Source organism: Legionella pneumophila subsp. pascullei, from assembly GCF_900637585.1.
GTDB lineage: Bacteria > Pseudomonadota > Gammaproteobacteria > Legionellales > Legionellaceae > Legionella > Legionella pascullei.
On the sequence record NZ_LR134380.1, the window covers coordinates 2,465,687 to 2,490,539 of the forward strand.

Sequence of the window (24,853 nt, forward strand, 5' to 3'; positions counted from 1 at the left end):
CATGTGGACTTTAACCAAAGAACAACAACAAGCAATTACTCCAGAGAAAGCTATTGAGCTCTTAAAAGAAGGCAATAAGCGTTTCGTTAGTAACCTTAAGTTAAATCGCAACTTGCTCCAGCAAGTCAATGAAACATCACAAGGGCAATTTCCATTTGCTGTTATTTTAAGTTGTATGGATTCACGCACTCCAGCAGAGCTGATTTTTGACCAAGGCCTTGGCGATATTTTCAGTATTCGCGTTGCAGGTAATATTTTAAATGATGATATCCTGGGCAGCATTGAATTTGCTTGTCAGGTAGTAGGTGTCAAGCTGATTGCAGTTGTCGGCCATACTCAGTGTGGGGCAATTAAAGGAGCCTGTGATGGTGTAAAATTGGGCAACCTGACGAATCTACTGAATAAAATCAACCCAGTGATTCAGGAAGCCAAAAAGCTGGAAGCAAAGCACGATGTTCATAGCCCAGAGTTTTTGAATTGCGTTACCAGTCTGAATGTAAAACATACCTTGAGTGAAATTACACAACGCAGTGATATCGTACATCAATTGCTTGATGAAAAAAGAATTGCAATTGTTGGTGGTTTATATCAGCTTGAGACAGGAGAAGTTCAATTTTTTGATGAGTGATATCAAGACATCAATAACTTTCAATAATGCAACTGTTTTGAGTAATGGATCAGTACCCCAATGTTGAAGTATTCTCTAACGATCTGATTTTAGTTCAAGATGAAACAAATACGGGGCTGCTCTCTTAAAGTTTTGATGTCTAAAGCTTTTACAAGTAATTGATGCGGACTGAGGATTGTAGTCCGCATCAATGAATCAATGATATTTTTTATTCAGGTAATAAAACCAAAATAAAATTCCGAAATAGAGAAAAAGTGGCTTGATAATAAAATTAACAACTAATATAAAACGTAAAAAAAATTCATTGGACAACCACAAGACGCTGCACACAGACAAAAGTGGAAGCGTTGAATAATCAGAAGAAATATATAATTTTACTGTTACTGTCTTAATCAAATAAATACCAACCAACATAACCAACAGAGCAATCAGATGGCGTAAGAGATATACAATTGAAAAAAGTGTTTTCTTTTTTATAAGACGACTCATTTATGCCCACTCTCATAAGTTTTGCCCTTACTAACTAATAGAAAACATCTCACCCAGATTATTCTTCAATGCATTTTGATAAACTGCTTCAGCAACACTTAAATCCTGTATTGCCAAACCAACGGATTTAAACACCGTGAGTTTATCTTTATAGTCAGTATTCTTTTGTAATAGCCATTGCCCAATTTCAATAATGGATTCCTTTTTTAAATGATTGTGCTCGACTGCGCTAATGATTTCGCCTGATTCTGCTAAAACAGCGTCTAACTGATCAGCAATCACCACTGCCCGGCCTAAAACATCATCGCCAATTTCCTTCATTGAAGGATGATGAGAGCCTATGGCATTAATATGGACATGCGGCGAAATGTCTCCAAAATGAATTAGTGGTTCTGTACTATTGGTTGCTGTACAAATAATATCGGCATCTTTCACTGCCAAGGCGACAGAAGAACAAATTTTCATATCAAATTGATCTTCAAATTCTTTAGCAAATTTCTCGGCATTTTTAGTATTGCGCGACCAAACAAAAACCTGTTGTATATCTCGTACAGAAGCAACTGCCTCAAGTTGCGTTTTCGCTTGTGTCCCTGACCCAATGATTGCAACCCGAGTTGCGTTATCGCCTGCAAAATATTGTGTTGCCAGCCCTGAAACAGCGCCTGTTCTTAAGGAAGTAAGGTAAGCAGCATCCATTAATACTTTAGCTTCACCTGTCGTTGCGTCAAGCAACATAATAAAACCGGTGATAGTAGGCTTGTTTTTAGCTAAATTTTCAGGAAAAATGGATACTACTTTTAAACCAAGGCTTTTTTCCTGAGCAAGATAACCTGGCATAGTCAACATTAATCCATTTTCTTCTTCAATGGCAACACCTGTTCTCAGGGGCAATTTCACCGTGTTATTTGCCAATTGAATAAAAGCACTTTCCAAAGCATTGATGGCTTGCGTCATTGTAATGCTCTGCTTCACGTCTGCTAAAGATAATATCCTGAGACTCATATCAATAAACCTTATACTTTATATTAATTACGCTATGACTGAATGCAATCACATCTTATGGTTTTAAATCAAATAAGGTATTTCCTGTTTTCATGTCAAATGGAACAGAATAATGTTCATGAATGATTTTCCATTTTCCATTCATTTTGCGGTGTACCATTGTGCCGCGCATCCACCCTCCTTGTGTTTCACCCTTTTCGTTAGTTCCTCCGCAATAAGTCAAATAACAGGAAACCGCTAAATTGCCATCTATCACAGTTTCTAATTCATGCACTTCAAATACTGTAGAACCCGGACAGAATGAAAGGCAGGTTTCCCAATGCTTTCTATAATCATCAATTCCCTTAAACTGAAGCTGAGATACCGCATCAAATGAACGAATATCTTGTGCATAGTGGAACATAATTTTATTGATGTCTTTGTCACGAGCTGCATTGGCGTAATCTTCAATGAGCTTATGAATTATTGCCACCTCATTTTCCTTATGGGCATCAGAGTTCATGATTATCTCCTGTAATTGCTTCTTCCTGAATCTTAATTGTAGCAAATTCTGCAAAAAATCTAATGAATTATTGATCTATAACAGGATCCGCTGATTTTTCAACTCAAGCCAGCAGAAATGTCAAGCAACCCGTATAGTCCGAATTATCCACTATGGTTAATTATAATAGCAGCAAGCTACATTCTTGAAGACAAATGATTAATAATGGTAAAGTCAATTCTTATAAAATCAGCCTAAAAGTCTCATGATTAAAATAATTCGGGAAATGCCAGGCGGAGTTGCTGCACTTTGCTTAATCCAGGCATTTTCGACTTTTTCATACGCTATTCAATATTCTTCGCTTGCACTTTTTATTACCAAACAACTAGGAATTGCAAATTCATCTGCCAATGGCATAGTGGGACTGTTTTTAAGTTTCAGCTATATTTTTCAACTAATCGGCGGTGTCATCGGGAGTCGTTTTATAAGTAACAGGTTGCTATTTGTTACAACTATTCTTATTCAAAACATGGGGTTATTCTTTTTAGCCCAAGCGCACCCCTCCACGCTTAATATAGGCTTAAGTTTGTTTATGGTAGGTTCAGGTTTGAATATTACTTCCAGCAACAGCATGCTTACTCAATGTTTTTTACCCCAGGATGATCGCAGAGAAAGCGCATTTTTTCTCAGTTATGCTGGCATGAATATCGGTTATTGCGCAGGCTATATAGCCTGCGGTTTTTTTGATTACTCCAACCAGTATCAATATTTGTTCTATGCAAGCATCCTGACCAATTCCATTGCATTATTGATTATTATGAAAAATTGGACATACCTTGGCGATAAAAATTCACCATCATCCAATCACAATCAACAAAACCGGTTTTTCATAAAAAATATTCTGGCAATGGCTTTCATTTCGCTTCTTATTCCCTTTATGTGGGTATGTTTTGAATTTGCAAACTTTAGTAATGGATTGGTTATAATTACCTGTTTATTCATGTTTCTTATCATCTTTATCCTGGGATTGAAACAAAAATCCTCTTCCAATAGGAAAAAAATGATGGCCTATTTGATTTTGGCAATCAGTTCAGTTTTATTTTGGATGATTTATCTAACTGGGCCAATGGGCGTAACTCTTTTTGTCAAAAATAATGTGGATAAACATCTTTTTACATTTGAATTGGCTACTCAATGGATAAAAAACATTAATCCCGTGGTCATTATTTTAGGAGCGCCAATGATGGCCATGCTTGTTAATAAATTAAAAGCAAAAGGTTTTCACGTTTCTGTTCCCGTGCAATTTTCTTGTTCCTTCGTGTTTTTATCCTTGTCCTTTTTATGTCTTATATTTGGAATTATTTGTTCAAATTCCTATGGGTACATCAGCGTATACTGGATCATAGGCCATCATATCTTGCAGGGAATGTCTGAGTTGCTTCTTGGTCCTGTTGGTTATGCATTAATTGGAAGAATAGCTCCCCCAAATTTACAAGGGATTTTAATGGGTACCTGGATGTTGGTTACAGGTGTCGCAGCCTCTTTTTCCCAGTATTTCTCCAATGCCATGGTGCAATCAGAATCTGTAGACCCTCTAATTACAAATCAGGATTTTCTAACTGTATTTAAGCAATTGGGACTATGGTCTTTACTCTGTGCGATCTTGTTATATTTTGTTTCAGGTAAATTAACCAGGATAATAAATGGTGCACAAGACAATAAGCCTGTTAATGAGAGCAAGGTTCTGCCAATACCTCACTCCAACTAATCATTTAATAATACAAAATATTGCTTTGCTCATCAGGTTCTTCCAGGCTTTTTGCAACATCCAGGTAAATTTTCGGATTGTACTGGTACAAACGTAAGAATATACTTTGGGAAAATTTTTCCTTTGCCTGTTTTCGCCTGTCTACCTCTTTAATAGAACATACCTCATCAAGCAGCGACCAAAACTCGGCGTAATCCAAACGCTTTACTTCACTCGCCGACAAACTTTTTATATGCTCGTCTACCTTACCCGCATAGTTGCTAATTCTCTGGAGCAAAAACACATGCTTACTCATAAGATCAGTATCAAGTGGTGTTAATACATTGTACGATGGGGATAAAAGCTTATGCAGCTCATTATAAAACACAGCCAAGCCCAGGGTATTCTTATCAATCTCAAAGAATAAAATAGTGTCTCGAATCTGACATAATTCATTTAAAAAATTGGGAGGAATCTCTGGCTGATGGGTAATTTCTTTTAACCAGAGTGGAGTTTTTTTCCATTGCGCAAGTTGATTGCAAACTAATTGTTTCTCTTTTAATTGGTTTTTAATTTCCTCAAATTTTTCTCTACTAATAGTTAGCATGTTTTTTCTCTTATGAAAAAGGCAAGCTGTACCTAAGAAATTTGGGTACAGCTTCCAGAATTGGGAATATTTGATAAAGCTTAAAATTTTTCAGATCACATGATATATTATTTGACAATTGACGTCAAAAAAAGCCAGTATGATTTTTATTTAAAAGAAGAGAAAAACAATCATTAGGATGATTATCGACACTAAATCCGATTTAAGTCAAAGCAGATTACAACTGCATTCCCATTTTAGGATCTTCTCTTTCAGGCATTTTAAAGCTGGTGAACTCTTCTTTTGACGCCTTGAATTCGCCGCCTTGGTAAACACTTCCATTCCCATTGTATAATTTTCCATCCCCATTAGAGTAAGCGAGCACTTTATTGGTTGCCCCATCGATAACGATAAAAGATCTGTTTTTTCCAGCCTGATCTTTAAAGAAGTTACCTGCTGCTTCCTGAGAGGGGAAAGTTAAATGAGTTTTTCCGTCCTTCGTTTCGGGTTCTTTATACCAACTTTCCTTACTATAAAGCTTTTTGTAGTCTTCAATAATAGGATCAATATCCTTACCCTTCACATCAACTTCTTTTACAGGACCCCTTTTCTTTAATTCTTCTTCCATTTGCTGGCTGGTCATCTGCAAAAATTCCATATATTTTCTCTCAAGCTTTATTCTTTCTTGCATATCTTTCTCATTTAAAACTTGCAAGTCTTCCTGCTTTTTCTTTAATTCAAGTAATCTCTCAAGATCTTTTTGTTTTGCACTCATTCTGGATATCTCCTCGTACTTATTGAGCTAATTTTAGTCTAAAAATTTATCGAAAATTGCTCTGGGTTTATTGTTTTTACAGATTCCTTACAATTATAGGCTGCTCCATTCACCTCAATGGAAATTGGATTTTTAACCTTTGACACAAATGACAGGAATTAATTTGGCAACTTTTTTTGCCAAACCTGACATTTCAGCGGCATCAACAATCGAATGAACGTCTTTATAAGCTCCAGGCGCTTCTTCAGCAACACCACGGTATGACCCACTACGAATTAAAATCCCTTGTTGAGCCAATTTATCTACTATATCTCTCCCATTCCATTTCTTCATTGCCTGATGACGACTCATAGCGCGACCTGCACCATGACATGCGGAGCTAAAAGATTTTTGCTCAGAACTTTTGACTCCTGCTAATACATAAGAGCTTGTTCCCATACTCCCTCCAATAATCACTGGTTGACCTAAGTGGGAAACGGATTTAGGTAAGTTTGGATGACCCGGGCCCAAAGCACGAGTTGCGCCTTTTCGATGAATAAATAAGCGCCTTTTCTTGCCATCCACCTCATGAAATTCTTCTTTGCAAGTATTGTGAGAAACATCATAGATAAGATCAATCTGAGTGCCAGGTAAAATATCCTGAAACACATTGCGCATAAAATGAGTGATGATTTCTCTGTTGGCTAAAGCACAATTAATTCCAGCTCTCATCGCGCCTAAATAATTTTCTCCTAGTTTTGAATGAATAGGGGCACAAGCCAATTCTTTATCAGCCAGCTTGATACCGTAATGTTGTGATTCAATAACCATGGAACGGAGATAATCAGTACCAATTTGATGACCTAATCCTCTGGAACCGCAATGTATGCTAACTACAATATCCCCTTCATTCAAATTTAAAGCAGTCGCTGTATCGGAACAGTAGATTTGCTTGACTTCCTGCACCTCGAGATAATGATTCCCTGAACCCAAGGTTCCCATTTCATTTTTCTGGCGCTTTTTAGCATGCTCAGAAACAAAATCAGGAATAGCCCCTTCCACACAACCGCGATCTTCGATACGCTCCAAATCAGCAAGCTCACCATACCCTTGTTTGACTGCCCACTGCGCGCCTCCTCGCATCATATCATCCAGCTGTTTTATAGTTAAATGAATGCCGCTTCTACTACCTACTCCAGCTGGAATATGTGCAAATAAAGCATCTGCAAGGCTAAATTTGACGAACTCCAATTCATCTCGCTTCAATCCGGTCGATAGGAGTCTTACCCCGCATGAAATGTCAAAACCCACACCACCTGCTGAAATGACACCTCCCTCATCTGGATCAAAAGCAGCCACACCACCAATCGGAAAACCATATCCCCAATGCGCATCAGGCATAGCATAGGCACTAGATACAATTCCTGGCAAGGTAGCAACATTAGATAACTGTTCATAAACCTTCATATCCATATCAAGAATCAGCTGTTCTGAAGCAAAAATAACCCCTGGTACCAACATCTTTCCATGTTGCGGTATTTGCCATTCAAAATCGTTTATTTTTTTCAAGAGGCTTAAATCCATCTCTGTTCACCACATTAATTCCTGTTAAGGAGTTTATACATCAACAACACACTGAGCTATCCAGGTATCATTGTTTTTGTACACTTTTAATTCAGTATAGGTGGCACCTTTGACCTCGACAACTGGTTGATGCTTTTTTTGATCAACTTTTTCACCCTTAATGACCGCATCCAAAGCAAAGCGATTGAGTTTTACATGAAACTCACAAAACAGCATATTATGAATTTGCATATTATAAATTACAGCATTTAGCCAATCAGTAAATAAAATTTCCTCATCGGGTGCTTCGCAATGAATTTTTTTTGATAGAACAGGTTTGACCAGGGTTGTATCAGTAACTACATTCGTTAATGACAAAGCCCCCATTTCAAAGGCATCTGCGAGAGTAGGCCCGATTCCTCGGACTCCAATATCTGCCTCATGAGTGAAATGTTCCCAGCATTTATTTAATGGTAACAAGTTTTGTTTTTTGCTAATAATTGCAACTCCTTTTTTGCTTCCATTAAGATTTCTTTTTGCCCGGCAGCTAATTTGCTTCCAGCTCGATTATAAATATACCATCTAACCTAAAGTATAAGTGCCCGGGAGCTCAATTTCGCCCATCACATGATCGTTTGTGACAATGAGTGATACTTGATATTGACCTGAAGGCAAATCTTTACGTGAGATAACTCCATTAAATCCTGACAAATCAAGGTGCTTACCATCCTGCTTAAAAGCAAGATTAACACTTTGTTTTTGCATTTTATTCATACTGTATAAATAAGTTTGAGTTCCCATCGACAACTTTAAAAACACTTCTCCATTTCCAGCATCCAAATTGGGAATATAAGCCCACCCACTGACAGAGATAGTATCTGCGCCAATCTTGAATTTATCGAGGCCTCCCCTGGCCTTTAAAACCTGTTTGGGTATCTCAAGATTCACTTGAGTTGCTGTCGTTTGAAAATTAACGAGAGGATAGAGCAAATCACGCTCGACTTTTTCATAAACAATCAAATCAGGATGATATTTTTGAATTAAATCGGACAAATTCCAGGAAGTATTACCTGAATGAATACGCACTGTATTATAAAAATCATTATGAAAATAAAAACTTAGAGATTCTGAGAAGCTGTCTCCTATTAATAAACAGGTTTGTCTATTTGGTACGGCTTTATTAATATTCTCGTAAGGGGCAATAAGGATTACACCATTTGGGTTACCTTGGAAATCATCCAACTTAATTTCTTTTCCATAAATATCTCTGCCAAATAAATCGATTTTTAAATTCGAAACATCAGGAAGAGGATTGTTGGATTTGATATGCGTCAACTGAAGAAAATTGGTGAGATCTGAATAGGTGGTTTCTCGAGGTATGAAATTAAATTGTAATTGTCTGCTCTGTAATCCTTTTTGCTGCATATAGTCTGATATTGCCTGGTAAGCAACATAAGCACCAACATAATTCCAGTGACTATCGCCCTTTAAATAAAGGTCACCATACTGTTTGCCAAGGGTATTTTTGGCTTCAATTTCCTTTTGTCTCAAATTGATAAAATCAATCCCTCGAGCAAACATGCCTTCTTGCAAAAGATCAAGCCTGTTCTTATTGGGGCTTTTATGAATGTTAGCCGGTAAATATTCAGGATAAATCTCATGTTTATCTGGAGCAATCACCACTAGAAAAGGGATTTTACTTTGGTTAGCCAGTTGATTCATCTGTTTTAATACAGACAATTTCAGAAGAATTTCTTCGTCCGTGGGTTGATTTCTCCCTGTGTATTGATCGATGGATGCGGCGTAATCATTGCCCAAAAACAACCAGTCTTCTTTCCCTAAAATTGCTTGCCCTGGTTTTATGCTGGCCCCAAGCTGGTATACGACGTGACTCCAGAATTTACTCAGCGATGTCATGAATAAGGTATGATCAACAAACCAATTTTCAATACCCTTAAAATCAGTACGACCTATTTTTTTTATATTAATGGGTGGGAGCTGATGTGGTTCTCTATTTAATAAAGCCCTCACTTCATCAGCTTGTTTTTCAAAAAACATACCAATCCCTGGTACAAAAATGATTACCAGAAACGCAAAAATGACCAGGCGATCTGAAAGCTTGGAAAAAATACGCATCATCAAAACCTAAAATAAAGGAAAGGGTTATAAGAGTTAGTACTTAATAATAATATTGAAACAAGTAAAAGCAGTATTCCCAAGACCTTACTGGATTGTTTGTACGCTATAATCCAGTTTTTATTTCTGCTTAAAATGAGACTATCCCTTATTCTGCTGTTAAATCCTAACGCAAGTATAATACCCATAATAAAAGCAAAAATGAGGATAATATTAATGCATGCTGCTATGGAATCGATATTGAACTCAGCAGGCACAAACATTGTTTTCAGGAATCCCAGTGCCGACTGAATATTATCTTCCCTGAAAAATACCCATCCGATTGTCACAACAGATAGTACATAACCATGGCGAATGACCTTAGGTAATTTTTTTATAAAATAACCAAAATGGGTTCTTTCCAGAATAAGGAAAAACCCATGAAATAAACCCCAAACAATAAAAGTATAATTAGCACCATGCCATAAGCCACACAAGCCAAATACAATGATCAAGTTAATCTGTGTTCGAAACCTGGACTTATAACTCCCTCCCAGTGGTATATATAAATAATCTCGGAACCAGCTTGATAATGAGATATGCCATTTCCGCCAAAATTCCTGTATAGATAAGGCATTATAGGGAAAATTAAAATTTTCCTTGTATTTAAACCCAAACATCAAACCAAGACCTATTGCCATATCAGAATAGCCAGAAAAATCAAAATAAATTTGCAGAGCATAGGCTATAGCTCCGAGCCAGGCTACCCAAAAAGTCAACTCATTGGCAGGCAAATAAAATACATAATCAGCAAGTTTTGCTACCTCATTGGCGATAAGAACCTTTTTTGCCAAGCCAAAACAAAAACGCAGAATTCCATTACGTACCCCTGCACGCGTTATATATCTCTGATAAAAAGAATGTCTTATATCTGCATAGCGAACGATTGGTCCTGCCACCAATTGTGGGAAAAAGGATACATAACAAACGAAAGTAACAAAATTACGTTCTGCTGGTACTTTTTTCCAATACACATCAACAACATAACTTAAGGCATGAAAAGTATAAAAACTTATTCCAAGAGGCAGCACAATTTTACTGATTCCCATGACATTTAAGTCAAAGGCACTGTTCAGTGAGTCAAGAAAAAAATTAAAATACTTAAAATACATGAGCATGGCCAGTGATGCGCTAACCGATGTAATCAAATAGATTTTTCGTTGCCCTGGTTTTTTGCTGTCCTCAATAAATAGGCCACATAGGTAATTTATCAAAATACACGCAAGCATAATAAAGATATGATCTTTCTCACCCCAATAATAAAAGGACAAGCTAAAGAGCATTAAAACAAAATTTTGCCACTTGATACTTTTAAAACAGACTAGATAAGTCAGGTTAAGGCACGGAAGAAATAAAAAAAGAAATATTAAAGATGAAAAAACCATTCTATCTCCGTGAAGGCATTTGCGGAATTAATTAAACTTGCATTAACTGCACAAGATGTTAGATTCATCGCGTGAAGCGCATTATAGGGAAGTGTTATCCGTTGTGCAAATAGAATACGATAAAAAGAACAATCTGCAAAATCTGAATTGAAGCTACCATTATGACATGCATTAGCTATACTTAACCTAATCCAGAATTCGTTGATGAATTAATAATGCAAGATTCCTTTTTCTCATTTTTATCAAGCCCCATCAATTTACTATTTCTTTTTGTTGCATTTTTTTTGCTTTTTGTAACACCATGGCTCTGGAACATGGTGAACTCAGCTCAAAACATTCACAAGCTCCTTGACCTGATTGGGATTAAGAAAAAAGAAAATTCACTGTTAGTAACAGGGCTTTTATTTCTTCCACTGCTACTGATAACAATTTTCATTGAATGGTTTTGGCCTTTGGAAAATATCACCTTGTTTCCCATACTGGCCTCACCCTATATTAAATTCAATATCATTGCGGTCATTTCAGTAGTCATTCTTTTGATTTTAATACAATTTGATAAAAAAAAATCAATAGAACTTTGGTTGCTTGCCTATGCATCTGTACTTTATTTATTGTATCTGATTATCATTATGGCGACTGTAGTAGTAGGGATGAATGCTTTTCCTGCAAGCCATTATATTTTTGCCCCTGAAAGTAATATGACAATCAATAAGACAATCATTTATGGTTTATTAATAACCCATTTAATTTTTGTCTGGTTAACCTTGTCGCTTAAATTCACATGGCGTTTATTGTTGATGATACTCTATACTCTGGCCCTGTCTTTTGCTTATTTCACTTTTATAGTCTCCTGAATTATTGTATTGCTGCGTTGCAAACGTTTCTGCAGTGCAGAAACTCCGCTCATCAAAATATTTTCACTTTACCCGAACAGGACTTACGATAAACCCCAAGGTCGAGGCAAGTGGTCTACCATTGCTTTCATGAACAAACCAAGGTATACCTAGTTTACCAGATACGGTTATCGACACAGATTAATAAAAAATTTTTACAGGATGTAGCATTCATGAACCAAATGGTACTTTTCATCATTTTTATTATTCATTGTTATTTTTCTCAATCATTCGCCGAACAGGAAAAACCATACAATGAACTGTACGTCAAGCAAGCAAACCTGAAGCAATATCCCAGGGAAATCAATAGTTATCCGCCTGGTGTAGAAATCACTATTGGTGATTTGCATGGAAATGCATTGAAATTGCTCTATTTTTTAATTCGCAATGATGTGATTAAAATGGATAAAGAGGACTATAAGTTATTTGTGACTATCTACCAAAAAAATCCTGATGAACTGACAACAAAAGATTTATCCTTTTTCCAAATCATAATCAATTCCGCTGAAATCAATACCCAACACAAGATACGTTTTCTGGGAGATGATCTATGTGATCGCGGTATGAATGACTATTACACTTTGGCTATTTATAAAAAGCTCGACCAGGCCAATGTCCCTTTTGATGTGATTCTATCTAATCACGGCAACTTTTTTTTAACAGCCTATGAAAGGCCTGAGCAATCTTTTAACTACAATCCTTACGGTGAAGGTGAAAACGAATCCACAGTGCAATCCATGCTGAATATGGGAAGACTCATTGATCGGGGATTGATTGATAAACAGGACATTTTGGAAATGATTCAAAATCATTACTTGAAACATATAGTACTTCCTGGCTATACGCATAATAAAGATAAAAATGAGCTTACTATTTATACTCATGCACCCATCGATTTAGGAATAATCTCATTATTAGCTAATGATCTGCAAGTTCCTTTTAATGACTCAAACTTGCATGAATTAACCAAAAGTCTTGACGCAATTAACTCCAAAATTAAACAATGGATCCTCTCTAACACGTTCTCTAAGCATTACAAGGAACTTAACGACGAACACCATCAGGCCAACACAGCAAGTCCTATTAAGCAAATATTGTGGAATCGTGATTATTCTATCCTCCATCGCGACGCTAATCCCAATAACAAACTCTATGGCATTAATTATGTTCATGGCCATGACTCTATGCCCAATGTGTTTGATCTGGATAACTTATTTGGGAAAGGAGAGGATTTTTACAAAGGACCTTATGCTGTTCATATTACGCATGCCTAACTGTCAAAAAAAACCAACCCTTTAACTAAACAGGAAGTGAAATTGAAATTATAGCCCTAACCATCGAATAAAGCGGTTTGTCGTTTTTAAATTGAGGGCTGGTTTTGATTCAAAATCTATTTTATAGCTTTTAGCTGGCTGCTGAGTAACTCGTGATGTATCAGAATTGGGTCGAACTTCCTTAATCTTACCCATATTGACGATCTGCATTTGGGTTTCATAATAGCCATGCTCCATAATAATGACAGGTATTACAAGATGAATTTCTCCCAAACCTTCCCTGTTTCCCTGAAGCACCAGTTTGTTAAATTCTTCATTACTTAAAGCAATGTATTCGGCATTGTTAATTTGGCGTCTTAACATGCGGGATAAAGGAGGTTGAGAATGAAAAATACGCTCATAATTATCTGCTGACATAGTAATAATAGGCTCATGCTCTTCACGACTATTATTTTTATTAAGATCCACAAATAAAATATCTTCCCGTATTTCATCGTCAACAGGAGCTTTAGTCTCAGAAAGCCTGTTAATAGCGACTTGATCAGATTTCTGTTTACTGCAATTTAAAAATTTCGACTTATTAAACCACTCATCGCTAGGATAATAAACAACCAGTAAAGAATTATCTTTTATAGTATCAATAATTTGTTTTTTAATTGGCAAAGGTAACGCAGGACAGCCCCAACTACGGCCAGGCCGACCATATCTTTTGATGAATTGTTCATCCATATACCATCCGCCATGCATAACAATATACCGATTAAAGGCGTTATCATTAAACTTGGTATCCAAACCCACTAATCGTAAAGACAATCCTTCTCGACCATAATAGACTTGCTCTGTTTTATAAACACCAATACTGCTGGCCTTACTATCAAATTTATTTGAAAATTTATCCGTTAAAAGAGTCCCTGATTTTATCCCATGAGATACATAAGTATGAAATAATAATTCTTTTTTATCCAAATCAAATACCCATAACCGTTTTTGATTAGAAGGCATGGAATAATCGATAATGGTCAATATATTATTTCTATCCACATGATAAGCATTAGCGCATTGAATAGTCGTTATCACCTTATCAATAACGGCAGGTTGAAGAGAATTTCCCTCGTTTTGTAACATTGTTTTTATTTCATTCAAAGGCATCTTGATTGAGGGTATTTCACTATATAAAAGACTCCCTTGGGGATCGGCTTTTGACACTGGAATCGTAGACGTTGAAAAATTAAATGATGTTACTGCTAATAACCATAGCAGATAAATAATCATAGTTTTTCCTTGTGATTGAATTGATCTTATATTTTTTATTCCCTGTACTAATTAATATAGAACACGACAAAACATCATGTCCAATTTTTAATTAAAAGATATTTTTTTAACACAAATAGATTTGCGTAAAACTCCAAGGTCAAGGCAAAAAATGTTTTTAATGAGGGGCTTAGATAAACTAAATTGGTGATCCTCCGGGTACTGCTGCTTGTCAGCGATACCAACTAAGCGCTCTCTGGATGCCTCAGACAATCTGAGGCACGTAGGCTACTTAGAGAATCATTTAAAAATCAAGTGACTCTATCTGTTTCATTCCAGGCATCGTCGCTGTTTCGAGAATAACTAAATTGACTTGAATCCATTCAAAACGATCTTGCCTCTGGAAGTACCACTTTCCAATAGAGCATGTGCTCTTCTTAAGTTTTCAGCATTGATCAACCCCAGGCACTCGGCAATTGTTGTCTTGATTTTGCCAGCATCCACCAATCTGGCCACCTCTGTTAAAATATCATGTTGCCTAATCATATCAGGAGTTTTAAACATAGAGCGGGTGTACATCATTTCCCAGTGAATAGAAATACTCTTCAATTTAAATAGTTTAATATCCAAATCCTGAGGATCATCTATCAAAGCAAATTTACCTTGTGGTTTCAGGACCTCAACTAATGATTTGGCATGTTGATCACTATGGGTCAAACTGATCACATAATCCACTTCAGAATAATGTAAATTCCGCAATTGAGCTTTCATGTCTTTAGTATGATCAATGACATGGTGAACCCCGTTATCCAGGATCCACTGAATTGACTCAGAACGTGCTCCTGTGCCTATGATGGTTAACTGGGTAAGTTGCCTTGCCAGTTGTACCAAAATAGAACCAACTCCCCCAGCCGCTCCGGTAATTAATAGAACACCTTTATCTTCTGCTGATAATTGCAATCTATCAAATAAAAGTTCCCAAGCTGTTAAACTGGTTAATGGAAGTGCTGCAGCCTCTTGAAAGCTTAATGATTTCGGTTTTTTGGCCGCAATGCGTTCGTCAACCAAATGAAACTCACAATTAGACCCTGGTCTGGTTAAATCACCCGCATACCATACTTCATCGCCCGGTTTAAACATAGTCACTTCCGAGCCAATTTCAGTGACTACCCCAGCAGCATCCCAACCTAATATCTTGGGTTGATGGGGCTCGGGTTGAGCATTACGGCGCACCTTGGTATCTACAGGATTCACTGCAACAGCTTTGATTTCAACTAAAATATCGTGACCAGTTGCTTTGGGAAGAGGAACATCCAGGTCCATTAAGGAGTTATTATCTGTAATGGGTAAAGACTGGTAGTAGCCTATTGCTTTCATAGAAATTATTCCTTTAAAAATACTGGGAATTCATTATAGGGTCAGAAAATTTTCTAAACAACAGCACAAGCCACTTCTCATATAAACAGGACTCATGAAAAACCCAAGGTCGAGGCAAAAAATGTTTTTAATGAGAGAGTTTAGATAAACTAAATGACCGAATTAAAAACTTTTTTTAACAAAGAGATTGGGGATTTTCGTAAGTCTTGATGAAAAAGAAATCACAAGTGTATCAATCGTAATCTATAATTTAAGGGAATCTATGGAAGACTAGAGTTCTCAATAATCTCAGATAAGTAAACAATAGAAACAGGGAACATGATGGTCATATTAAAAAATCTCATCTTGACATTAATAATCTCTGCATTACTTGTTACGCCGTGTTTTTCTGCAGGATTAACATTGGAAAGTCCGGCATTTGCATCCAATGCCGTCATTCCTCAAAAATTCACATGCAGCGGCTTAAATTATTCTCCTCCATTAATATGGCATGATCCCAATCTGGGCACTCAATCTTATGTGTTAATAGTGCATGATCCTGATGCCCCTACAGGTAATTGGATACATTGGGTCTTGTTTAATATCCCTGCTCAAGTGAAACAACTTGCTGAAGGCACAGCAACTCTGGCTGGAGCAACCAGCGGGTTAAACAGCTGGAATACTTCCGGTTACAGCGGTCCCTGCCCACCCACAGGTACACACCGTTACTATTTTACACTCTACGCATTAGACACTTACCTTAATCTTGGCCCGGATGCCACTGCTCAAGATGTGGTGAACGCCATGAAAGGCGATGTCATAGACACAACTGAATTAGTAGGACTTTATAGTAAGAATTCATCGCAATGACATTGCAAAAATGCTTTTCTCGCCCGCTTCAGATGCAAATACAAGAAATAGCAAAAATATACCCGGATGGTTATAGCCCCTATCAAAATCCTTTATTAGTTATAGAAATCTCATATGGAATGTATTGTAAAGAACTTTTCAGCAATTGAGTTTATTTTGCCTGATTAATCATTGACAATAATTTCTTATCCTCTTCATTGAGCATGCGGTCTGAATAATCAGGATTTGGCGCATACCACCATTTCTTGCCAAAGTATTCCTGTAAATCGGGTGATTGAAATGGACGCCCATATTGCGCATAAATAGTATTTCGTAAGAATCGTAATTCTTTATTACTTAATCTGGCTAATTTGCTTAATGCGTCATCTGAATTCAACCAAGGATAAATCACCTTATAGCGAACATAACTAATCCCCGTAAATAAACAAAGTGACAAATCTGCTTGGGGTTGAAAATGCCGTAAGTCCCAGATGTATTTTCTATCCCCTCGTGAGCCTGAAATTTTCATCCCTGATGGGGTAGGATTGAGATAGTCTGCCTTTGGATCTATCTCAGAGCATAAACGCGTTGGAGTATTGGGAATCACTTCAAGCCTTGTGTGTCCGATGCTGCCATCCTGCCAAAGCGCACCTGTTTTTAAAACGTAACGAACCCAATGATACCCCATCACATCATGAGTAGCTCCTGTCGAATAATCATGATGAATATTGACTGTTGCTAAGGGTGGAAATGTGGTTTTCCAGAAATAGGCATCTTCATAATACAAACCTTTATTCTGATCTGGAGCGATATTACCGCGTTGTGCTGGAACTTGCTCATCATTTACTGTAACCAGAAAATCATAAACCAATGCTTGACCAACATTAGTCTGCTGCCCCGCTGGTAAGGCAATTTCTGAGTTCCCATCGTTTATAGGAAAGGGAAAAGCCATTGAAATAGTGACTTCTTTATTTAGTGTATTTTTAAAAGTGAAATTACAATTATAATGCCAGGAGCCATTCATATGAGGCTCATTTAAATTCCTTCCACTAATCCTGATTAACTCACTGACCATTTTGATATGCGGCTGAGAAACAGGAATTGGCAAAGAACCCTCCCCACCCACAGCAGTATCATTAGCCAACAAAACCTGATTTGGTAAAAATAGACAAGAGACCACAGCAAACATCTTTTTCTTAGACAAGCAATGATCATTCATCATGAGGCTGCCCTGGTTTCAAAATAATATAAAGTATAGTTAAAAACAGAAGGATTTTCTTACTTATGAAAGACAGGAAAATACAGGAGATTGCTCACATTGATTAAATCACGAGTATGGCTCAATCTTATAATCCTAAATCAATTGGCTAACAACAATAGTTCTTGCCCCTGCTTGCTTTCTGAATTCCATCAAATAAATGCCTTGCCAAACACCCAGTAGCAGCTTATTTTCCTGAAATGGAATGGTTAAAGAGGAGCCACACAAAATTGACTTAATATGAGCGGGCATATCATCTGGTCCCTCTATATCATGATGATAATGCTGATATTCAGGAACAAGTTGGCTAAAGAAATGATTCATATCAAGCAATACATCAGGAGAAGCGTTTTCATTTAAGGCAAGTGCCGCGGAAGTATGCTGAATAAACAAATGCAATAATCCAGTACCTCTCAAAGTGGTTTTTTGCATCACTTCATTAGTGATTAGATGAGCACCATAAGGTTTTGGAGGCAGTTGGATTATGTCATGTTGCACCATAGGCCCTCAACTTAATTGGATAATGAAAGAATTATACGAGCCAGAACAAAATGACACCATATCCTGAACTCTATTTACATTATAAAGCAGTACCTCCTGTCTTGATAGTCATCAACTTAACAAATCTCTGGATTAAAATCTCCCACTCGCCTATTCTAAAATATAATAATAAATGAACCAAGCTTCAGGAATGAATATGGCCAAGGATAAAGGATTTTTTAAAAAAACCAAAACAGAGAAAAACAAGAATTCGGTCAGTACCTACCATGTAGAATGCGCCATCCAAATCCCTTCTGAAATAGACAATGAGCAAATGCACCGCATGCCAGCAGGTGGTGAAGAAGATCAATACTTACGTATAAAACACATGTCAGCGCTTATAAAAAAATATGGAGACTTACCTGTTATTACAACTCAGGAAACCAGGTTACCAGACAACTGGCTAGACTTATTTGCAGCGATAGATGAAGGGGATACACCAAAAGCCCACGCACTTTTTCATCTGCTCCCGCAAGACGATATTATTTTACGCGCACTACGAGCCGTTCATTCCGAAGATTATCTATATCAACTCATTAAATATTGTATTCAGGCGAAACATTTTGGCTTTAAACAGCTGAATGCAGATCTGGTTGTTACTCCAAAAACCTTTGAAATTTTAATCAGGGATTGCGCAACAACTCTATTCAATCCGGCAAAAGCTCATTTCTCCTTTGGTTTGCCAAGCCACCACGCCTACACCCAAATGGGAAGCGGTTTTTGTCTGATCAATAAAACAGCCATGCTGATGAAACAGGCTGAGTTGAGTTCAGCTCAACCACCCAAATTTGTCATTATAGGAACTGACGTTAATCGCGACAATGGCTTATGTGACATTTTAAGACACTCATTTTCCCATCTATCGATTTGCCACATCGATGTCTTTGATTCGAGAGTATACCCGCAACAAGATTTTGCCTACATTAATAATGAATTCAACTCTGAAGGAGTAGATGTAGGGAAAAATATCCACGTCTGGCATCACAATAATTTAAACTATTATGCCGTGGATCTGAGTTTAACATCCAGAAAATCAGTAGGCGTACATCCCGCTCTTCTTTTTGCTTTAGAACAACTAAAAGAATCGATCAGGGAGGCGAAAGCAAAAGGGCAAAAAATTGCATTATATCTCCCTACCGGGTGGGACTCTCATGAAGATGAAACAGCGTATTGTGGTAAATTTGTTAAAGGCCGGATGATGGGAAAAACTGCTGCCCATCAATTCCGCTTTAATGACGGTGATCTTGGCTACTTCTATGAATCCATATTCACTTTGTATAATGAGAATAAAGATTGCATTGACAGCATCTATTGGGGGTTGGAAGGTGGATATGACAGAACCATGTATGAAAGAGAGCTTAAACTCCTCTTGCAAGTGATTGGGAAACAATTGCTTCCTCAAGATTCTAACTCGCATAACATGTCGTATTAATTGTTATTATTTCGAATCCTCATCGCTTTAATACATAGGAAAACTGAGAAAAAGGCATTTTTTATTTAAAAATTACTTAAAAATATCTCTGAGAATAAGACCAGTTTGCTTTCCATTTACCCTCCAGTCGCAAATTACAACATTATTGTAAATCTTCTAGGCAAATGATACTCTTTGCGCGGAATTAAAAACAACTCAGGAGTAAACAACATGATGTTTCAATCTAAATTAGCGACTTTTTTTGGCGCTTTAATTCTCGCCGGTTCTGCTTTTGCTTCTCAACAAGGTGCTTGCCCGGATATCAATGTAATCAAGGCGGAAGGTTTGCCTATGGTTGAAGAAATTGGCATGAATTACTATCTGGCTTATAATATTAGTGATTACAGCACCTCTTCTGTTTGGGGTTTTTTCATTGCTCCGATTGAAGCAGACTCAGAAGAAGGCGCTTTGGAAGCATCGAATGAAGTGTTAAGCATGATGAATGCTCCTGGAGTTCCTCATCAACAAGACGAAGACATCATTTGCAGTTATGACACAGGCACTCCTAATTTAATCGCTGCGGCTATCAAAGATGGCTCTCAAATTTCTCCAATGAAATTAAAACAATACTTTAAGAGCGCTCGTTAATTAGTGCTCCTTTAAATACCCTGTAAGTTACTGAATACTTGGCAGGGTATTTAAATACCCTTTCAGAAACATACAATCTATTAGAAAATGCTGATGCTATGCACTATACTGATGCTTTAATGCCTTTTCAATGTTAGGCCATTTAAACTCAAAACCAGCTTCCAAAAGTCGTTTGGGTTTTACCTTTTGCCCATGATTGATTAAACAATCACCCATTTCACCAAATAAAAGATTAATTACAAAAGCAGGGGTCCACAATAGCAGTGGTCTATGCAGAGACTTGGCAAAAGCTTTAGCAAATTCTCTTTGCATGCAGGGATTTGGTGAGGTCACATTCACAGACCCAGTAATTTCAGGATGATTTAAAAGAAACTTATAAGCATTGACCAAATCCTCACTGTCTATCCAGGAAAGATACTGGCGACCATTTCCAATAGTACTTCCTAATCCGCAAATAAAACTGGGATAGAGCTTTCCTAAAAAACCTTTTCCTTTTTTTAAAACAACCCCAAAACGTGTGGAAGTCACGGCAAGGCCCGCCTCCTCTGCCTTTTTTAAAGCTTGTTGCCAACGAATTCCTACTTCACTTAAGTAATCCTTTGGATGTTCCCAATTAATTGCTGTGTCTTCAGTCAAATCAGTTGCGTCACCATTTTCCTGTAAGCCATAAATCCCAACCGCATTGGCACAATAAAAGTGAGGTTTGGCATTTTGCTGTAAAATCCAGTGAAGCAATGTTTCTGTTGTTTGAACTCTTGAACTGATTATTTCTTCTTTTATTTTTGGCGTCCATCGTGAAATGGCTATATTGACACCACATAAATTAATTACAGCGTCAAAGCGACTGGCATCCTGGGTATTTAATTCATCCCAGGACAAAGAGGATGCTTTTGTTGTAACAATCTTTTTTATTACGTCCTTATCACGACCCAGTACGGTAAAATGGTGCTCCTCTCCCATTCCACGAACTAACTCTTGCCCTATTAATCCAGAGCCTCCTGCTAATAAGATATTCACAATGAACCAAGCTCCTTTCAAGCCATCTTATTTCATTAATATAAACTTATGAATACCGTTTGTCATTAGTACTGTGTCTCAATAAAGTTTGGGAATTTGTAATTTTTCAACTGCAACCGGCCTTTTAGGGAGGGCAAAAAATGATTTTTTTACTCCACTCTCTTCCGTTCGATGGCAATGTATTCCGCAATCATTCAACAAGATTTCTTTAAGAAAATCAGTGAATTTACACAGAAAAATACCCAGCATCAGTCTTAAACCGACAAGACGATGTTCTTTTTGCTCAAAAGCAGCCTTTGACATACCTGAAAATGGAACTCCGTAATTCTGTAACTGACGTAAAATATACAGATTTGTTCTCTCAACAGCAGAAACACTCATATAGATTGTTTTTAAATGTTCCGGTGGAGTATCTTTAATAAAATAAGCAACCATGTAGTATTGATTTTGCTTTATTGACTCCAGCAAATACCCCATCTTTCTTTTATCATCTAAAGGTTTTTTACTTTCATTTAATTGGTTAACCAATAATTTGACACATTGGACACTTCCACTGGCAATTGCAGAAGGAATGGCATCCTCAAGATCTGAAAATCCGGTATGATTTCTTTTAAAATAATTCATTACCTTAGCTAATAGAACAGGATTGCCCCCTTTTGCCGCAGCTCGAATCGCTTGAATAGACGAATTAAATGGCAAGGCACCTTTCATTGCAAATAAAGTATCATAAACTTCTTCTCTCCCATTCTCCAAAGCCGCATGAAATAGCCTTTGGAAGAGTTCTGTCTCTCTATTTTTTCCCAGTAAAGCTTTTAATGCTTCCACATTGTTGTACATAACAGCATATCCAGCAGCCTGATGATCATTATCCTTTGCTCCTTTCTCAAGCAAATTTTTTATTACCTCAGCATGACTAACCATTGCAGCATGCTCTAAAGTATTAAATGTTCCACCATGAAATGAAACAGCAACGTCATTAATATTATTTTCGCTTAAATAACGATCATAAAAGAGAGTGACTTCAGGAAAAACTCTTGGCTTCTTATTTTCGGGATGGCGGATAACATTAATCATCATCCCCAAAAGCCCCCCCTTAATATAAAATCCATTATGATAGCCAAACACATTGTAATGTAACTCAGAAATCAACTCGTGTTCATCGGAGAACTCTTTAGTACCAGAAGAGTAATTAGGATCGTACACAATGTATTTATTATTTTTTCTCCTGACAGCTACAGCATGCGCTGTACCACTAACACGGAGAATCTCGTCCTCTTGCAGGGCCATATTTTTAAAGATTTCTTCCCAATTTTTATCATGAGTTGTAATTGCAAAATCAAAAGAAGAAGCCAAGGGCTTATTGTTTATTGTCAAGGCACACATGGAATTAACCTGACTTAGTTTTTTATTAAATTGATGTGGGAATAAAGTGAGAACGACATCATAGACAAATTGATTCACTTCAGACTCTATTGCTGAGTCTGGCTCCATTCTGACTATCTGAGCAAGCAATTCAAAAAAGCGATTTTCCTTACCTTCGAGAACGTATTTTGCATACACGGTAACCAGGCCATTGCAAATTCCATCTTCATTCATACTAACTGGCATGTTATGCCATTTGAGATACTGATTTAATCGATCAATAACTTGACCTTGATCAACCGCTTGACTCATATCATTGTTCTAATCCCTGATTAATTAAACGGTCTGAATGTTACCTCAGATGAGCTCTCTTCATGTTCAGGCAACAGATTAACAAATAATTTATGAAGAGTTTCCTTGCTGAGACTTTTCTGTAGTTTCTGCTCCACCCCACCTGTTTTTTTTGTTTCGTCAAACTGATTTTTTAAAAAAATCTTCATCTCTGAGGATAATGAAGCATTGCTTTCAATTTTTGCTTTTTCAGTTTCAATCTCCGTTTGATACTGTCTTTCAAATTCTCCCAGCTTTTGTTGGGCTTTTCTAGCCTTATCAATCATCCTTGCCGTATCTGACTTAAATATTTCGTGGATATTCTCTGCAAGCCAGTTGGATAATTTTACTATCCAGGTGTCATTTTTCTCAATAAAATCAGACAATTGTCTTCGAACAATCTGATTTCCTTTAAGTTTTTCTACCTTATCCTTAAGCTCAATCTCAATTTGATCATATCCATCAAGAACTTTGTTTGTTTCCTTTGTTGCTGTTGCAATTTGTTCAAGATGGTCTGACGTGGCATTCATTATCAGCTTTTCCAATTCAGGACTATCACCGGATATTTGCCTATATCCCTGAAGCAATTCATCACTTTTGATACCCAGTTGTTTTTTTAACTCCATTAACTGCTGTCTTGCCAATTCCTTCAAAAGAGCTTTTGCTTCACTGTCCTGTGTTGAAGGAACATAAGCTGCAACAGTATCTTGAACCGCTTGCGGAGTTACCTGGCGATAAATGACAGTTCCCAGAGAAGTTGCCCAGCTTGCTCCCCATAAAAGGGTCGAAGAAACGGTTTGATACAAATCCGGGTTCTTGAGTTGTTCTATTTTCCCTGCCAACTGTTTTTTTAATTCCCCGCCATCAGTACTCATGAGAGCATTAAAGTGGTCTTTATGGCTGGCTAGCAAATCTAAAAAATATTGTCTTCCTGTTACTTTTCTATCGTTTTCTTCTACTGTTTTCAGTAAGACTTCAATTTTTTTAATTTTTTCACTAATCCTGGTCTTTTCTTTCCTTAATTCCACAATACTTGATAGTCCTTCAGCTACTTCTTTCAAGCTAACCTTTAACTTATGCAGTTTTGTTCTTTGCTCTTCATCTTTACTTAAAATTTCAGTGAATCGCTCATTAAAATATTCTTGTATTGTTTTATTTTCTTTGTGAGCATCTGATGATAGATTTGGTTTCTCTGACAGAATTTTATCCAGGCTTTCGACTTTTGCTTCTGTCTTTTCTAATAATTCATCCAGTTTTTGATTGATTTCATCAACATTGATGAACCAGCCCACGAGTATTGCATTTTTATTCAGTGATCTCTTTGCAATGCATAACAGAGCATACAGATCAGCGCATAATTCTTTAGCCAATTGTGGATCAGAGTGATTTTCCATATCCAATAAGTGTTCTGTCGTTTCTATTAAAACTTTCACTCTGTTTTTGGCATCCGACTTGGGATTATCATACACTTTACTAACAGTATTATTTAATTCAACTAATAAATCCTTTTCCTGACTATCAGAATCTGGAATTTTTTCCAGGACTTCATCCAATTTTAATTTGGCATAGAGTAAAACACCCAGAGTACGCCTTTTATGTGCGTCCATTTTTTTAATTTTTTCAGAATCAGGATTAGCCACGTCATTTCTAAGCTTAGCTAAAGTATCAAATGATTTAATGTATTCCTCCACTAATGGAACAGTTTTAATATATGCCTGTTCTGCTTTCGCCTTTTCTTGGCGCCATTCATTAAATCGCTCTTCTTTGCTCTTCATAATTAACCCTAATTGCCAGTTCGCACTCTTCCAAACAATATATGGAGAAATATCCGCTTAATCTTAGCTCCAGTATATT

Annotated in this window: 22 protein-coding genes; 7 read left to right on the top strand and 15 right to left on the bottom strand. The window is 37.0% G+C overall.

The annotated features are described in order from the left end of the window. The first annotated feature begins 1 nt into the window (after nt 1). Complete coding sequence (locus EL201_RS10990) at nt 2-628, top strand: carbonic anhydrase family protein (RefSeq protein WP_027222296.1); 627 nt, start codon at nt 2-4, stop codon at nt 626-628. A 519-nt stretch (nt 629-1,147) separates the two neighbouring features. Here the strand turns inward: EL201_RS10990 and EL201_RS11000 are convergent. Together EL201_RS11000 and EL201_RS11005 are read right to left on the bottom strand one after the other, a co-directional pair. Beyond that, complete coding sequence (locus EL201_RS11000) at nt 1,148-2,119, bottom strand: ornithine cyclodeaminase family protein (protein ID WP_027222298.1); 972 nt, start codon at nt 2,117-2,119, stop codon at nt 1,148-1,150. Nucleotides 2,120-2,174: 55 nt separating this feature from the next. Continuing rightward, entirely contained in the window at nt 2,175-2,621 is a 447-nt protein-coding gene (locus tag EL201_RS11005) for a YybH family protein (protein ID WP_027222299.1), read from the bottom strand. Between the two features lie 244 nt (nt 2,622-2,865). Between EL201_RS11005 and EL201_RS11010 the strand changes: the two genes are divergently transcribed. Continuing rightward, on the top strand, nt 2,866-4,368 hold the full coding sequence (locus EL201_RS11010) for a peptide MFS transporter (protein WP_027222300.1): 1,503 nt from the start codon (nt 2,866-2,868) through the stop codon (nt 4,366-4,368). Between the two features lie 4 nt (nt 4,369-4,372). On the opposite strand, the gene EL201_RS11015 is transcribed toward EL201_RS11010, so the two are convergent. The 6 genes from EL201_RS11015 to EL201_RS11045 all read right to left on the bottom strand — a co-directional run bounded on the left by EL201_RS11015 (nt 4,373) and on the right by EL201_RS11045 (nt 10,810). Then, on the bottom strand, nt 4,373-5,005 hold the full coding sequence (locus tag EL201_RS11015) for a hypothetical protein (RefSeq protein ID WP_080273068.1): 633 nt from the start codon (nt 5,003-5,005) through the stop codon (nt 4,373-4,375). 166 nt (nt 5,006-5,171) lie between these two features. Next, the gene (locus EL201_RS11020; RefSeq protein WP_027222302.1) at nt 5,172-5,708 is read right to left on the bottom strand and encodes a hypothetical protein; all 537 of its coding nucleotides are present in this window, start codon (nt 5,706-5,708) and stop codon (nt 5,172-5,174) included. A 132-nt stretch (nt 5,709-5,840) separates the two neighbouring features. Further along, on the bottom strand, nt 5,841-7,271 hold the full coding sequence (locus EL201_RS11025) for an RtcB family protein (protein WP_027222303.1): 1,431 nt from the start codon (nt 7,269-7,271) through the stop codon (nt 5,841-5,843). Between the two features lie 33 nt (nt 7,272-7,304). After that, the gene (locus EL201_RS11030; protein WP_080273069.1) at nt 7,305-7,730 is read right to left on the bottom strand and encodes an archease; all 426 of its coding nucleotides are present in this window, start codon (nt 7,728-7,730) and stop codon (nt 7,305-7,307) included. Nucleotides 7,731-7,832: 102 nt separating this feature from the next. Beyond that, the gene (locus tag EL201_RS11040) at nt 7,833-9,386 is read right to left on the bottom strand and encodes an alginate O-acetyltransferase AlgX-related protein (RefSeq protein ID WP_032828919.1); all 1,554 of its coding nucleotides are present in this window, start codon (nt 9,384-9,386) and stop codon (nt 7,833-7,835) included. 2 nt (nt 9,387-9,388) lie between these two features. Then, nucleotides 9,389-10,810 carry an MBOAT family O-acyltransferase gene (locus EL201_RS11045; RefSeq protein WP_027222306.1) on the bottom strand — a complete coding sequence of 474 codons (1,422 nt, stop codon included), beginning with the start codon at nt 10,808-10,810 and terminating at the stop codon, nt 9,389-9,391. A 314-nt stretch (nt 10,811-11,124) separates the two neighbouring features. On the opposite strand from EL201_RS11045, the gene EL201_RS11050 reads away from it, so the two are divergent. Then, nucleotides 11,125-11,664 (top strand): hypothetical protein, encoded by a 540-nt coding sequence (locus tag EL201_RS11050; protein WP_231955054.1) that lies wholly within the window; start codon nt 11,125-11,127, stop codon nt 11,662-11,664. Between the two features lie 212 nt (nt 11,665-11,876). Continuing rightward, nucleotides 11,877-12,977, top strand: coding sequence for a Dot/Icm T4SS effector Wip (gene wip, locus EL201_RS11055; protein ID WP_027222308.1), 1,101 nt, complete (start codon nt 11,877-11,879; stop codon nt 12,975-12,977). Nucleotides 12,978-13,025: 48 nt separating this feature from the next. On the opposite strand, the gene EL201_RS11060 is transcribed toward wip, so the two are convergent. Together EL201_RS11060 and EL201_RS11065 are read right to left on the bottom strand one after the other, a co-directional pair. Beyond that, nucleotides 13,026-14,249: a murein L,D-transpeptidase catalytic domain family protein gene (locus tag EL201_RS11060; RefSeq protein ID WP_027222309.1), complete on the bottom strand. Its 1,224-nt coding sequence runs from the start codon at nt 14,247-14,249 to the stop codon at nt 13,026-13,028. A 342-nt stretch (nt 14,250-14,591) separates the two neighbouring features. Next, nucleotides 14,592-15,605 (bottom strand): zinc-binding alcohol dehydrogenase family protein, encoded by a 1,014-nt coding sequence (locus EL201_RS11065; RefSeq protein WP_027222310.1) that lies wholly within the window; start codon nt 15,603-15,605, stop codon nt 14,592-14,594. A 321-nt stretch (nt 15,606-15,926) separates the two neighbouring features. On the opposite strand from EL201_RS11065, the gene EL201_RS11070 reads away from it, so the two are divergent. After that, on the top strand, nt 15,927-16,454 hold the full coding sequence (locus EL201_RS11070) for a YbhB/YbcL family Raf kinase inhibitor-like protein (protein WP_027222311.1): 528 nt from the start codon (nt 15,927-15,929) through the stop codon (nt 16,452-16,454). Between the two features lie 151 nt (nt 16,455-16,605). Here EL201_RS11070 and EL201_RS11075 read toward each other — a convergent pair whose 3' ends face one another. Both EL201_RS11075 and EL201_RS11080 read right to left on the bottom strand, forming a co-directional pair. Beyond that, a complete protein-coding gene (locus EL201_RS11075; RefSeq protein ID WP_027222312.1) occupies nt 16,606-17,655 on the bottom strand; it encodes a YARHG domain-containing protein in 1,050 nt (349 codons plus the stop codon). 132 nt (nt 17,656-17,787) lie between these two features. Beyond that, nucleotides 17,788-18,192: a secondary thiamine-phosphate synthase enzyme YjbQ gene (locus tag EL201_RS11080; protein WP_027222313.1), complete on the bottom strand. Its 405-nt coding sequence runs from the start codon at nt 18,190-18,192 to the stop codon at nt 17,788-17,790. 196 nt (nt 18,193-18,388) lie between these two features. On the opposite strand from EL201_RS11080, the gene EL201_RS11085 reads away from it, so the two are divergent. Together EL201_RS11085 and EL201_RS11090 are read left to right on the top strand one after the other, a co-directional pair. After that, nucleotides 18,389-19,663 carry an arginase family protein gene (locus EL201_RS11085; protein ID WP_027222314.1) on the top strand — a complete coding sequence of 425 codons (1,275 nt, stop codon included), beginning with the start codon at nt 18,389-18,391 and terminating at the stop codon, nt 19,661-19,663. Between the two features lie 210 nt (nt 19,664-19,873). After that, on the top strand, nt 19,874-20,290 hold the full coding sequence (locus EL201_RS11090; protein ID WP_027222315.1) for a DUF4949 domain-containing protein: 417 nt from the start codon (nt 19,874-19,876) through the stop codon (nt 20,288-20,290). 96 nt (nt 20,291-20,386) lie between these two features. Here the strand turns inward: EL201_RS11090 and EL201_RS11095 are convergent, their stop codons facing one another. The 3 genes from EL201_RS11095 to EL201_RS11105 all read right to left on the bottom strand — a co-directional run bounded on the left by EL201_RS11095 (nt 20,387) and on the right by EL201_RS11105 (nt 24,774). After that, nucleotides 20,387-21,307: a TIGR01777 family oxidoreductase gene (locus EL201_RS11095; RefSeq protein WP_027222316.1), complete on the bottom strand. Its 921-nt coding sequence runs from the start codon at nt 21,305-21,307 to the stop codon at nt 20,387-20,389. 78 nt (nt 21,308-21,385) lie between these two features. Further along, nucleotides 21,386-22,981, bottom strand: a complete 1,596-nt coding sequence (locus tag EL201_RS11100; protein WP_027222317.1) for an ankyrin repeat domain-containing protein — start codon at nt 22,979-22,981, stop codon at nt 21,386-21,388. A 20-nt stretch (nt 22,982-23,001) separates the two neighbouring features. Next, a complete protein-coding gene (locus EL201_RS11105) occupies nt 23,002-24,774 on the bottom strand; it encodes a hypothetical protein (RefSeq protein WP_027222318.1) in 1,773 nt (590 codons plus the stop codon). Nucleotides 24,775-24,853 lie beyond the last annotated feature (79 nt).